General features: G+C 43.5%; 4 protein-coding genes. All 4 read left to right on the forward strand.

Annotation, left to right across the window (positions count from 1 at the left end):
- The first annotated feature begins 261 nt into the window (after window positions 1-261).
- The 4 genes from JW841_14240 (at window position 262) to JW841_14255 (ending at window position 15,099) form a co-directional block, all read left to right on the forward strand.
- On the forward strand, window positions 262-1,629 hold the full coding sequence (locus tag JW841_14240; protein MBN1962097.1) for a HAMP domain-containing histidine kinase: 1,368 nt from the start codon (window positions 262-264) through the stop codon (window positions 1,627-1,629).
- Window positions 1,619-3,499 (forward strand): excinuclease ABC subunit UvrC, encoded by a 1,881-nt coding sequence (gene uvrC, locus JW841_14245; GenBank protein ID MBN1962098.1) that lies wholly within the window; start codon window positions 1,619-1,621, stop codon window positions 3,497-3,499. Before JW841_14240 ends, uvrC begins: the two co-directional genes overlap by 11 nt.
- 105 nt (window positions 3,500-3,604) lie before the next feature.
- Window positions 3,605-4,483 carry a diguanylate cyclase gene (locus tag JW841_14250; GenBank protein ID MBN1962099.1) on the forward strand — a complete coding sequence of 293 codons (879 nt, stop codon included), beginning with the start codon at window positions 3,605-3,607 and terminating at the stop codon, window positions 4,481-4,483.
- Window positions 4,484-4,575: 92 nt separating this feature from the next.
- A complete protein-coding gene (locus tag JW841_14255; protein ID MBN1962100.1) occupies window positions 4,576-15,099 on the forward strand; it encodes a hypothetical protein in 10,524 nt (3,507 codons plus the stop codon).
- Window positions 15,100-15,102: the final 3 nt, after the last annotated feature.

Below are 15,102 nucleotides of genomic sequence, written 5' to 3' on the forward strand. Positions count from 1 at the left end.
ATGTAATGACCGATTTTTTATCTTTAACTAACAAATTTGAACTGGATATTTAAAGAACAGGGAATAGGGAACTGAGAATGAAAGGCGATGATATAGCTGATAGGCGGCTACTTTTTGATGTTCTTATTTGTGATCAACTCTTATGGTTTGTTGATGGCTATTTGTTATGTTTGTCAATGATATGATTTCATATTCATCAAATTTGTATTAAAAGTCGTTTGTTGTGTTTATGAAGATACAAATTCATAGGTGAGAATAAGTGTGAGTATTCGTCGAATTCTAATTGTAGTCATTGCCATGTTAGGGGTTATGGCTTTAACCTGTGCAGTAGCACTCATACGTCTTTCAATGTATCTGCATAGTACTAGCTATGCCTTAGGGGATGCAGTAACAGGTTTACAATTAGCGCAAAAATGCGAGACCCTTTTATTGTTGCATCATCATAATTCTGACCCAACAGTACGACTAAGTCTGCAATTAGCTTTACGCCGCAATCTTAGCGAAGCCCGCAAGCATGTTACAAATGATAAAGAAGACCGTTTGCTTGATAGTGTTGAGCAAACGATGAATGAATATCTTGATATGCCTGAAGAGAGCCCATTTGTTTTAAGTGAAAGTAAAATGGCGCAAACTTATGCAGCCTTTGATGCTTTAGTAACAACTAATGTTGAACAAGCACATGCAGCACAAGCACAAGCAGCAACATTAGATCGTACTGGAACAACACTTGGGGCAACTATTAGTTTACTATTATTAGCTACAGTGGGTGTTGTTTGGTGGTGGTTACGTTCAGCAGCATTTAAACCAATGTTATCACTTGCTAATGCGATGGAGCGTTTTGGCAAAGGTGAACGCGATATACGTGCCCGCGAAACTGGGCCTGCTGAGCTGCGCGAAATGGCAAAATGTTTTAACGATATGGCAATGCGTATAGCTTTTCGGCGTCAAGAGCAGTTAGCCTTAATAGGTGCGGTAGCTCACGATTTACGTAATCCGATGTCAATATTAATGTCAGCAGCAGCGGCGTTTGATTTAGAAGAAGCAAGATCACCAGAAGCGGCACAACAAGTTTTAGCAATGATTTCAAGACAAATTACTCGTATGAATAGAATTCTTGGTGATCTCGTTGATGGCGCTAGCATTGAAGCTGGCTGTTTAGAATTACGTACTCAACACCATGATTTAGTGCAGATCATCAACGAAGCAACGGAATTGTATACTGCTCCTATTGATAGTTATAATTTAAAATTATCTCTGCCTGAACAAGAAGTTATTATTAATTGTGATGCCGGACGCGTTATTCAAGTACTCAATAATTTGCTCAGTAACGCTGTAAAATACTCTCCACGTGATCAAGAAATAATAGTTAGTCTGCGCGTTGCTGCAGATAAAGCCATCATCGAAGTTAAAGATAAAGGTGTGGGTATTGCAGCAAATGAAATTCCACTACTATTTGAACCATTTCGTCGTACCGGTTCTGGACGTGCTTTTGCTAGTGGTACTGGTTTGGGGCTTTATGTCGCACGCCGTATTATTTTTGCACATAACGGCCGTATTGAAGTAGATAGCACAGCCGGCGTTGGTTCGACCTTTAGAGTGATACTACCGCTTAATATCCATGCGTCCTGAGATTAAGGCAAAACTTGCCGCGCTTCCTGCCGCTCCTGGAGTTTATCTCATGCGCGATGCAAGGGGTACAGTATTTTATGTAGGCAAAGCTAAAAGCTTACGTGATCGAGTGCGTAGTTATTTTAGTGGTTTTGATACGCGAGCCTTTGTGGCTATGCTTGATGAGCTACTCTATGATATTGAGGTTGTTCTTACTAATAGCGAAAAAGAAGCACTTCTTGTTGAAAATGATATTATCAAGCATCAACGACCACGTTTTAATGTTGAGCTTAAAGATGACAAACGCTTTCTGTGTTTACGTCTGGACACCCGCGTAAAATATCCCAAGCTTGAAGTAGTGCGGCGCTTTAGCAAAGACGGCGCTCGCTATTTTGGCCCGTATACTTCCGCTGTTGCAATTCGCGCTACTTTGCGTATTATTAATCAGCATTTTCAACTGCGTACCTGTAGTGATAATGCATTTGCCTCACGCAGGCGGCCTTGCTTGCAATATCAAATTAAGCGTTGCCCAGCTCCATGTGTTTTTGATCTTTCACATGGTGAATACCAACAACATGTTGACAACGTTATCAAATTTCTTTGTGGCGAAGGTCAGCAATTAACCGCAATTTTACAAGAGCGTATGCAGGATGCCGCGCTTAAACAAGATTATGAAGCAGCCGCTTTATTGCGTGATCAAATACGTGCTATCAAACAATCGCTTGAACGACAAAATGTAGTTGCCAGCGATTTTATAAGTCGTGACATAGTGGGTTTGTATCGTGAAGGTCCTGCAGTTGAAATACATATAATGCGTGTTCGTGATGGACGTCTAATTGATGCTATGCGTTTCTCTTTTGATGATTTAGAAATACCGACAAGCGAATTGTTGTCTGATTTCGCCGTTCGCTACTACACAAATACTTCTGATATCCCTGATGAAATATTATTTCCAAAAGAAATGGAATGGACCAGTGCATTAGCTGATGTGCTTGCTGATAAATGTGGACGTCGAATAGAAGTACTAACTCCACAAAAAGGCAATAAACACACTTTAGTGGAGCTCGCGGTAAAAAATGCCCAACAAGCTTTTCGTGATAAGCAACGTGAACAAGGTGCAGCGCAAACTGCCACTCATCGTCTGCAACGGGCGCTACATTTATCTCGTCCACCCATTAACATTGAATGCTTTGATATTTCTCATTTAAGTGGTAGCGGCATTGTTGCCAGCTGTGTGCGTTTAGTAAATGGTGTTGCCCAAAAAAATCTTTACCGCCATTATAAAATACGTTCGTTAACTACTGCTGATGATTTTCAGGCTTTATACGAAGTATTGTCTCGTAGAGCTCGGCGCGGTTTAGAAGAAGGTGATCTTCCCGACCTAATAGTTATAGATGGAGGTAAAGGCCAACTCAACTCGGCTCGTGCCGCGCTAAGTGATTATGGCATAGACCACATTGAGATTGTTGGTTTAGCCAAAGCAAAAATCGATAGCGCAACAGAACACAATCACAAACTGCAAACTCGACGTCGTGGTCGTGCTACTTCGACTCTTACCGACACGCCAGATCGCATTTTTGTATTAGGGCAAAAAAAACCAATAATATTAGGGGAAAACTCCGCAGAATTATTTTTACTAACTCGTGCTCGCGATGAGGCACATCGTTTTGCTATTACTTTTCAACGAAAACAGCGCAAACAAAGCATCTCTCGTTCGATACTTGATAACATTGCGCAAATTGGCCCAAAACGTCGACAATCACTTCTTAGAACCTTTGGTTCATTAGCACAAATACGCAAAGCTAATGCTGAGGATATCACGAAAGTTATAGGCCCAAAAGCTGCGCAAATTTTACTCGACACTTTATTAAAAAAAAATATACAAAGCTGATATGATCCCAAACAAAAATAGTAGAGTTTGGTACTAAATCAAACATGAGGTACACTTATTGCTAACGTGCTAGAACCAACCGTTTTAATCATTGATGATAGTGAAATGCTGCGTAACCATGTTCAGCGGGTTTTATCTGAACGTGGTGTTTTTAAACACTTTTTTATGGCCGGCAATGGAATTGAAGGTTTTAAATTCTTAGTTTCTAATTATGTACAACTGGTATTATGCGACCTGGTTATGCCAGGAATGGATGGTTTCAAGTTTTTAAGTCTCAAAGAAAGCCGCCCAGAATTAAACGAAGTACCGGTAATCATGCTAACCGGCCAAGAAGATGTTAAAGCCAAAGTTAAAGGTTTTGAGGCAGGCGCATCCGATTATCTGGTTAAGCCTTTTGATGATGAAGAATTAGTAGCTCGCGTTAGGGTGCACCTAAAAATAAAAACCTTGCAAGATGAATTAAAAGAAAAAAACGTCCGACTTTTAGAGCTGTCACGTACTGATGCGCTTACTGGTTTATCAAATGTACGTCATCTTCTTGAAGTTATAAGTGTTGAGCTACCTCGTGCTGAGCGCTATCAGACGTCACTGGCCTTTTTAATGCTTGATGTTGATAATTTTAAACAACTTAACGATCAATATGGCCACCAAGCAGGTGATGCCGGTTTGCAAAAAGTAGCCGAAATTTTACAAGCCGGTATACGTCAATACGATGTTGCAGCGCGGTATGGCGGTGATGAGTTTGCGCTGCTTTTGCCTCAAGCTGACGTAGAAGGGGCAATGGCTTGTGGTGAACGTTGCCGCCAAGATATTGAAAAAATTACTATTTCTGGTTCAAAACCACCAGTTCTCACTGCAAGTATTGGTATTGTGTTATACCCAAATCCAAAAGTTAAAAAGACTGATGATCTCATCCGCCTTGCTGATAACGCCCTATATAAAGCAAAAAAAGATGGACGCAATCGAATTGTAGTATCTCCCTAAAGCACTTTTACGGGTGTATGTTAAAAAAAAACGCCAGAAAATCGTCGTGGTGTGAGTTCTTGTTATAGTATGGGTGATAGATTGGAGAGGTTGTGTTAACCCCAGATAGCTTGAACAAAGAATTGCTAAATTCAGCGGGCCGAGTTCATGAAATCAATGGGCAAGAGACACCGCTTTCTTTTGCGCTAAATTTTATTAGCGGTCGCGGATTACTAACCCTTCGTGACCGTCAGCTAAATAGTATTCTTATTAAGCTATTAGAGCTTGAAATCCCCAATATTGCTTTTCCGTTTGACGTAACTGGAGGTTCTGAGCGCTTTAAAACTAGGCGTTGTAAATTAATGCACCTAGTTTTTAGTTTAGGTCTTGAAGGTCTATCTGCTGCTTTGTCGCAAAACTCAATATTAGCTAACGGTTTTGTTGAATTACATCCACATTTGCGCGATGGCTGCGTAGAATTATCTGGGCGTTTTAAAATTGGGGAAGCTGAAGCTGATTTCACCATACGTGCATCAATAATTTTACGCTCTCCCGAAGAACTTGGTGTCGTTTTTTATGATACGCGCGTATATGGAGTATTACCGGTACCTGCAGCACTTTTGCCGGTATACTTAGGACGAGCACTCAACCTTTCTTATATTGATATTAGTCGCGCTGGCGTCTGGATTATTCGCCCAGTTGAGCATTTTATTCGTAATACGCTACCTCAAAGTGGTTGGAAAATTCCTGATACACGCTCGGCCCATTTAGTTGCGGCTGATGTCGCTCGTGGCCGCATTACTATAGCGGCAGGCCCAGAGCCTGATCCAACACAAAAGCAGATAAATGAACGTGAACCACCAGCAGAGGCGGTGATTGCTAGCGAAGGTATTATTGCGCTTACTACCGCAGAACGCGCTCTTGCTCGAGGTGATATTCCCGAAGCTTTACAACTATTTCGTGATGCTTTTGATGAAGGTCGTGGTGGTCGTTGGGCACGTTTGCGTTTATTGCAAATCGGTGCTGCTGATCCAACCTTAGCACAAGACACCCGACAACTTGCCGAAGAAGCTTTAAGTGAAAACCCTAAAGATATTCAAGCACTCTTAGCCCTTGCGGCACTAGCCCTGCGAGATAAAACTTGGGGCGAAGCTGCTAATCGCTTTGGAGCTTTAGCTGATATTGCCCATGAGCGTAAAGAACGCACAGATATAGTAACGGCCGAACTAGCAGCAGCAGCAGCAGCTACTCCTGTTGATCCCACTAGCGCTTTAGCAGCTTATGAGCGTGCAGCCGCAAGAGCTCGTGACTCAATTGTTGCACATCGAGCTTTATTTAGTTTGCGTCTAACTCTTGGCGATTGGAGCGGAGCAGTACAAGCTGGTGAGCGTTTATTACGTTTGCTAAAACAACCCGAAGCTCAAGCTGTAGTTCATCGTGAATTAGGTAAACTGCAGCGTTTACACCTGCATGACTTCAAACAAGCTCGCAGTCATTTTGAGCGAGCATTGCGTCTGTGCCCTGAAGATCCTGATGCGTTAGAAGGTTTGGCTGAAACTTATGCAGCACGCGGTGAGCCGGGACGCGCTGCTTCTTATTTGGCACGTCTTGCTGAACAGGCGGAAGGTACCGGAGATATCAGTCGTATTATTGCTCTAAACTTACGATTAGGAAATATCTGGGAACGTTGGCTGGCTGACCCTGAAGCTGCTGCGGCGCGTTATTATCGCGTACTTGATGCTGATCCGAAAAACCGGCAAGCGCGTTTGCGTTTAGCTTATCTTGCCGAAAACAAAGGCGAGTTGATACGTGCTCGCGTTCTTTATGAAGACATCCTGGCTAGCGAAGAAGGCAATACTGAAAGCGAGGCTATTCCTGATATCGTTGCTACATATACACGCTTAGCTCGTGTTACTTTTGCCTCTTCAGGACCCAGCGCCGAGGCTGTCGCTTGCTTAGAAAGAGCTGTTGAAATCGAACCAGCAAACCATTTAGCTCGTGAAGAATTAGCTAAGCTCTTGCGCTTACGTGGTGAGTGGGGACGTCTTATTCATCACTTAGCTGATAGCGCCGCTGTTGCCACTAGCCCAGAAGAAGCGCGACAAGCACGCCTTGATGCCGCACGACTTGAAATTCGTGAGCGACATAATCCCGCTGCCGCTGAGCCTCATCTTACCGAATTGCTAAAAGCACATCCTGATGATGATGAAGCTCTTGAGTTGTTGGTGCCATTATTAGAAAACAATGGCGATATTGATAAGTTGGTTCATTGCTATTACAGTGCAGCACAAGCAACGCTAGAACCCGAACGCAAGGCACAATGGCTATTACGTATAGGTGAAGTACGACAAGAAGAAGCAAGAGCGCAGCAATATTTTTCTGCTGCATTAGACGCTAATCCTTATTTATTAACTGCCGCAACAGCATTGGTTGCACATGCACATAAGCACGGCACTCCTGAACAAAAAGCAACAGCTTTTCTACGTTTAGCAGTGGCAAGTGTTGACAATAGTGCGAAAGCCCGCGCCTTATTCGAAACCAGTACAATATTATGGCGTGATCTTGGGCGTCCTCGTGATGCCGAAGCTATTTTGCATGAAGCTACACTACTGGCATCTGAAGATGTTGAAGTTTGGATAGCCCTAGCAACCATTCAAGAAGAAAATGGTCAATTAACCGCAGCGCGCGAAGCTCTAGAAAATGCTTTACCATCGTTAGTGGCCAATAACGATGGCCGTGCCTTGGTACATACGCGCTTAGCTGAAATCTACCGTCGCACTGGAGATGCTGAAGGTCAAGCGGCACATCTATTATCAGCGATGGCAAATGGTGCCGATACCACCATATTACGCCCACGCTTAATTCAAGTGCTTTCAAGCCTTGGACGACAAGAACAGTTAGCTGACTTGTTAGAATCATGGGCAGTAAATGCCAGTGGTGATGAAGCAGATAGTTTGCGCATAGAAGCCGCTGGTATTCGCGAAAGCAACGGGCAAATTCAACGGGCTCTTGATCTTTATCGCACGGTACTTGTTGAAAAACGTGATGCTGCATTAACTGCCGCTAAGCATCTTGAGCAATTAGCTGTTGCACAAAATGACGCTGCTACTGTTGCTCAGGCTTTAGCGTACCAATTAGAGCTGGCCTTTGACGAAGAGGCAAAAACATTATTAACCCGTCTGCTTAAGGCAGAGATCGCCGCTGGCAATAACGCCCGCGCTGAATCTTGTGCCTTGCGTCTGCTCGAATTAGACCCACGTAGTGCCTTAGCTCACCAACAACTGGCTGAGCACTATGAAATCAATTGCGATTTTGGCAGTGCACTTAAACATTGGTTGGCGCTTATCTACGAAACTAGTCGCGAAGAAAATGACCGTACTAGCAGACGTCAAGCTTATTCACGAGCAGCTGCTTTAGCGCTTGATATCGGGCCTGAGCATGTTACACGCTTGCGTGATAGCTACGACCGCGAATTGCCTGAGGCACCACCTACAGCAATTACGCGTTCACTATCTGAGATTTTCACTCAAAAAGCGGCATGGGAACAATTGTTAGCCCTACGTCGCTATCAGATTGAAACATTTGGTAGTAACGCAAAATCACAATGGCGTCGTGATGCCGGCGATATTCTCCATCGCCGACTAAATCGCAGTGAAGAAGCCATATCTTACTATCAAGATGTTATCGCGCATCAGCCAGATGATACCCCGGCACGCGAATGCCTTATTGAAATTCTTGATACTCTTAAACGAGATAGTGATCTAGCCAGTTTACTTTTTGCTATGAGTCAACTGATAAGTGATGGCAAAGTAGCTTTAGAATATGGCCTACGCAGCGCTAATATTTATGCGACGAAACTTGCTGATGATGCATCTGCGCTGCAAGTATTACGATTAATTAGTGCTCGTGCTGATATTGATCCAGATAATTTTGAATTACAAAAAGCGTTACGTCAGCATGGTTTATTAGAAGAGCTTTCACAGTTACTTGAACGTTCTATCGGCGCTAATCCTGATCCTGAAGACAATCGTTTTAATGATCTGATTACTTTATTAAGCGGACCATTAAATGACGCCTCTCGTGCTATTGCTTGGTGCGAGCGAATGATTGAGGCTTTTCCTGTAAGTGATATTCCCCGACAGAATTATGTGAATTTAGTTTCGCGCAATCCCGAATTAGGTGATCCCAATCTTGCTTTAAGCAATTGGGCTAAAGCACGCGCTGGTAAACCTCGAGCAAACGTTTTATTTGAACTGGCTAAACGTCTTTTTGCGGTTGGTGAAACCGCTAACGGTATTACCACTCTTGAAGAAGCTGCAAATGCCGATCCGACTTCTGAGCAGGTACTAACTCAATTAGTAGACCGTGCAACTGCTGCTGGTGATTTTCTTGATTCTATTAAGTGGTTAGAAAAGTTAGCTATTGCTACTGATCCGGGCCAACAACAAGATGCACTTTGGCGACGTATTGTGCAGATAGCCTGCGACTATACTGACGATACTTTGGCAGCAGCGAATGCTCTTGAAAATCTCACTAGCCGTACTGAGTCTGAAACCAGATTAATGGTTGATCTGCTGACCGAGCACAATATTCTCGACGGTCTTACTTCACTTACTCATATGGTTGCAGATCTTCCTTCTGATTTGGTGCTTAAAGCGGGCGCTTCGCTGGCTAATGGAGAACGTCTCGAACCAGCGAAACTATTTTTAGAACAAGCTATGGCTCGTGGCCACTTTATTGCGGCATGGGATGTCGCTGAAAAATCCTGGCGTAAAGCAGATCAACTTGAAGCTTTAGGACACTGGCGTCTGCAAGCGGCACGTCGCACCCCAGGTGCTGAGGCTACGGTGCTAAAACTTTTTGGTTATGCTGATTTAATTGAGTCAGGTTTGCCCAAAAACGAGACCTTGTCACCTGCGCTATTTGAGAGTTTAGCTCGAGATATCGATACTACAAATTCCTACTCAGCGTGGGCACTTTTCCGTGCCGCTCGTGGTTTAGAACACGATGGTTGGATAGATATTGCAGTCAATTCCCTTTCGAAATTGCTTACTGAAGATGACCCAAGGCTGTTAGCAATTATTCATACACATATCGATCGCGAATTAGCCGCGAAACACTTCGATGTTGCGGCAAAACTTGCGGATCGTTTATTGATGCTCGGGGATCAAGAAGCCGACGAATGGATGGAGAAAGTTTTAACACGCGCTGGTAGACGTGATGATTTACTGCGCTATCTGCTTGTACGAGCTGAATCCGTTCGTGAAAAAACCGCACCCCTTTGGGTACGTATTGCAGGTTTATATGCAGATGCCAAACAATGGACTCTGGCAATTGGTGCTCTTGAAAGAGTGCCGCAAAATGAACGGAGCGCTCGCTGGGGCGCTTTATTATGTCAGATTGGCGTCGCTATAGATGACCCAGAACGCGAAGCACAAGGTGCAACCGTATGCGCTGAGTTAACAGCAAACAATAGTGAACGCGCTAATTGGTTACGTCGAGCCGGACGTTTATGGTGGTGGCGCCTAAATGACGAAGAGCGCGGTCATCAAATGCTGCAAAGTGCAAATAAACTCGTGCCATGGACTATAGAAATGGTACGTGCCGAAGTAAATAACGCCTTACAAGCTGGTCATCGACCTTTGGCTTTACGATTATTAGCCGAAGCTTTAGTTATTATTGAAGGTGCGGATGCTGGCAGATTATCTGTTTTGCAAGCACGTATTGCTGGTGAAAGTGGTGACAATGCCCAAGCGGCAAATTCTTTAACAAATGCATTCAAGCTTGCTGGCGATGATGTAAAACTTCTAGCTAGTATTGCTGAATCTGCTCAAAATATTGGTTTAGCAGAAATTACTCTAGAGGCTTATCGCCGAGCGTCTGCTCTGTCCGACGATTTTGAAATAGCATTTTTACAATCATTAGAAAATTGTGGTGAATGGAATGAAGCTGCCGAGCGCTATGAAAAAACCGCGACAGACAAAGATCCCAACGAAGCAGCAAGACGCCTTACTCGCGCCGCCGAAATTTGTGTTGCCAATATCGAAGATGTTGAGCGCGCTTTAAAATTATTCTTACAAGCTATCGATATTAAAGCCAATACAAATAACCTTGCTAAAGCTTTTGCATTAGCGCTTAAAATGGGGCGTACCAAGATAGCTATAGAAGTTGGTGAATCCTTACTTGAACAACTTGCTCCTACTGCAAAAGAACGCGCCGCGGTTTTACGTGCTTATGTTGACGCTCTTGATGCCGATGATCGTAGCGATGATACGCTTGCGGCTCGTCAAGAACTTGTTTCGCGTTCTTTAGCTAATGCACATGATAAATTAGTATTAGGAAGGCTGTACGCTAATGCAGAACCTGAACGCGCTGCTCCTTTATTTGATGAAGCGGCAAGTGATGAAAGTTATGCATCTGAACCAATGCTTCTATTTGAAGCAGCTTGCTTATGGCAACGCATTGAACAAAAAGAGCATGCTATCCTAAGACTAAAAGAAGCTCTTGAAAATGGCGCTGATGAACTATCAGTACATTTAATGGCTATCGAAATTCTCGATGGTTCGCTACGTCTGCGTTCACTTGAAAAAGTAATTGCAGCAGATGCCGATGCTACCTGGCCAACAAGTGAGCGCGCCAAAGCACGAGTCGATATTGCCAGTGATATGCTAGCTAATGGTGACGCCAAGACTGCTTTAGCGCATTTAGAAGCTGCAGCGAAATTTGAACATACTGCGACATGGGCACAAATGACTGAGCGTGCGTTGGCATCGTTAAATATGAGTTATGAGCTCGCGCTATTGTGGCTTAACGAGATTGAAGCTAAACGATCACCTTGGTCGTCTAGTGATAGCTTAGTAAGACTGCAGCGTGCGGCTTTGATTTTCCGCAAACAAAAAGAAGTTGAACTCGAATTACGTACTCTTGATACTGCACTCACTTTAGATCCTAAGGCTGAAGAACCACTCACTCGTATAGCAGAATTAGCGGTTGCTATTGGTGATCAGCAACGTTATATTTCGTTGCAAAAAGAAAGACTTGAACACGCTAGTGACATCGATCTTCGTCTCAAGCTGGTTAGTGATGCGGTCAAGCAACTCTTATCACATTTTAAAGATCCCGAAGCCGCTGTAGATCTTGCATTACCTGAATTTGAAACCAATCCAACGATAGCTCTCATTGAAATTCTTGAACAAGCTTTAATCGCAGCCAATCGTGAAGACGAAATTCATTCGCTACTCAAACGTGGTGCGCTAAATGCAGCAACCTCAGAAAGTGCAGCGCTATGGTCTCGTGCTGCTGAAATAGCGATTGCTGCTGCTAATGAAGACGAAGCGTTTGAATGTTATCGACAGGCACTTGCAATACAACCTGCATTATTACATGCACATGATTTCTGCTTAGCTTACGCCAAGCAGAAAGAAAAATGGGATGATGCGCTTACCTTACTTGAACAAGCAGCCACTTTAGAATCGCCTAGACGTGCGTTGCTGCTTGCTGATGCGGCAAAAATTGTTTTTGAACATATACATGATAGTGACCGCGAGCTTGTCTTGCTACGTAAATCGTATGCTGCTGATGCTAGCAATGAAGAGGTTACTGCTCGTCTTGCAGCCTTGTGTATTGAAAAGAAAGATCTCGTTGCTGCCAACAAAGTAATTCGTGAAGGGGTACTTTCAGAAAAACAAGCATCTACTTTAGTGCCTAGTTTAATAAAAGCATTTCGTGAAGAAAATCAGAATGATGATGCTGAATCCATTATGCAATGGTTTAGTGAGACTCATTCGGATACTTCTTTGGCGCGCGATTATCGGTTGCAACTTGCGCGCAAGCATGGTGACGCTGGCATTCTGTTAAATGAAATATCTGCTCGTTTAAGTGACACCTCTGGTCTACAACATGCAGATATTGCCCCTCTACGACTTGAGGCAGCAAGAGCAGCAATTGATATTGGTGAGCAAAATATTACGAAATCATATTTAGATGAAGTTGTTAATGATTTTGATGGTGAAGTAAATGAGTTATTTGCAGCTTGGCAAGTAGCCGCGCTTTTGTCAACTACGCAAAGCGAAGAAAAAATCGCTCAAAAAGCAGTAACGGTACGTGAAGAAATTTTTGCCAAAGCCGCAAGCGCCAACGGGGTTGAACAAATTCGCTGGCTAGAGCTTTTAGGTCAAGCGCATATGTTAGCCGGTGAAGAAGCCGGAGCATTAGGTGCCTTTGCGCAAGTATTGCTGCTTACCCCGCAAAAACCGCCACGCTTAACTGTTGCAGCACTTAGCCGTATCTATCAGCAACGAGAAGAATGGCATAGTTTGCTTGATCTTTATGAAAAAATTGGCATTGCTGCTGATACTAGTGAAGAACGAGTTAAAGCTCTGGTTACCTCTGCTGAAATTTGGCATAAACATCTTAACAACGATAAAAAAGCAGAGCAGTATTTGCGCAAAGCCTTAACCGATGATCCCAAAAACGCTGCAGCGCAATTATTATTTGGTATGCTGCTTTGGGCTCGCAAAAAATATACTCAAGCTCTACCGTTTTTAAAAGCGCAAGTAGACATACAACAAGGAGCAACAGTGGATCATATTGTTGCTCTAGCTGATTGTATGTATAACGAGGGGGATAAACTTAAAGCACGTAATTTAATTGAACATGCCATTGACCGAGAACCAACTAGAGCTGATCTTTATCAACGTCGTGCAGAAATACTTGAGGCAACTGGTGATTTAGGTGGAGCTGAAGCAGCTTGGCTTCACCATATAGAAGCTCTTGGCAGCAAAGAACCTGCCCAACTTGAACCACTCTATCGTCGCTTAGCACGTATCGCCACTAAACGTGGAGATCCACACGGCAATATTGAATATCTTGAGCACGCCCGTCGATTAACCCCAGACAATTTAGAATTGATAGGTGAATTACGTAGTGCTTATGAATTAGCCAATCGTTGGTCTGAAGCAGCAGAGTTACGTTTACGTGAAGCTTCTCTTGCAACTGATCCAACAACTCAAGCTGGGCATTTCCGCGTATTGGCACAGCTTTATCGAGATCGCCTTGATGATAGTATTATGGGCGCAGCAATGCTCGAGAAAGCCAGCGAGCTTACTCCTACTGACCAAGGACTAATAGAAGAGTTGCTCAACTGCTACCAAGAAACCAACAATTGGTCGCAATTTGTTGTTGTCAGTGAGAAAAGTTCACATCTTGATCCGAGCAAAAGAAAATCTGTACCATTTTTATTGCTTCTATCACAAGCCTATGAACAATCAGGTGATATACTAAAAGCTAAAGAAATTGCTGATGAAGCTGTAAATTTAGGACCACCAAGCAAAGAACTAAAAGCAAGACAACGTGATTTAGCCCAGGCAACTGGTGACTATAAGGGATATGCCGCAAGTGAAGAGATCGAACTTGCAACGGAGTTGCCAGATGATGAAAAATTAAAACGCCTATTAGCCTTAGCTGATATTTATGTAACTCATCTTAATGAAAATGATAAAGCGGTAGCTGCATTAGAAAAAGCTCGTGAACTCAATACTGATGATAAACAATTAACGCGACGTCTGGCCGATATCTACGCTCTAGACGCATCAACCTATAGCAAAGCAGCAAACCTTTATCGTCACTTACTTGCTGACGCACCTCTTGATATTGAATTGTTGCGTATCCTTGCCCGACTTTCTGGTCAATTAGGCGATACTGATCGTGCTTATGGCTATTACGCTGCTTTATTAAGCCTCGCTTCTTCAGATGAAGAGGCACAACGTTTTGTAAATGCTTGTCGTAGCGCTAGACCGATTGGACCACAACGGCCATTAACTGATGCCGATCGTTCGCAAGGCTTATTACATCCAGGACAAGCAAGTTCTATTGAAGAAGTTTTTACACCACTTGCTCGTTTTGCTGAGTTAACTCAAGCAGGAAATCTTGAGCGTCGCGGTATCACCAGCCGTGACTTATTGGGTCCTACTGATCCACGAAGACAATATTTACTTAAAATTCTTGAGCCACTTGGTTTGCCTCAAGCTGAAATATACATTTGGCGTAGTGGTGCACAAGCATGTGAGATTGAATTGGTTAATCCACCGGCAATCCTTATCGGTTCTATACTAGCAAGTGATACTCCAGAGAGACAGCGAGCTTTTCTCGTTGCACGAATGGCAGAATTATATCGCAGTGGTCATATTCTTTGCGAAAAATTAGGTAAAGATGACCTTAGTGGACTTTTAGCGTCCCTGTGTATTGCTGTCGATCCGCAATCATCGCCAAGTGGTGCCAATCGACATACTCCAGTATGGTCGGCTACCGCTGGAGCCCCGATGACACAACAGATAAGAAATGTTATGGGTCCGAGAATCGCAAGTTATCTTAAATCTAGTCAACAACTGGATATCAATGAATGGCGACACGGATGTCTTGCCACCGCCAGTAGGACTGCAATGTTAGTTGGCTGCGATATTGAAGAAGCAGTAACCGCCATTTTAAGGTTACATGGATTTGATGATATGGATGATGATCAACGTATAGCCCTGCTGCGTGAGGCTCCTGAAGAACTAGATTTGATGCGTTTTGCTATAAGTGAACAATATTTTAAATTGCGTCAGTCATTAGGATTGGCACTCAGACGGTCTAAGTAACGG

It is taken from the genome of Deltaproteobacteria bacterium (genome assembly GCA_016931625.1).
Classification (GTDB): Bacteria; Myxococcota; XYA12-FULL-58-9; order XYA12-FULL-58-9; family JAFGEK01; genus JAFGEK01.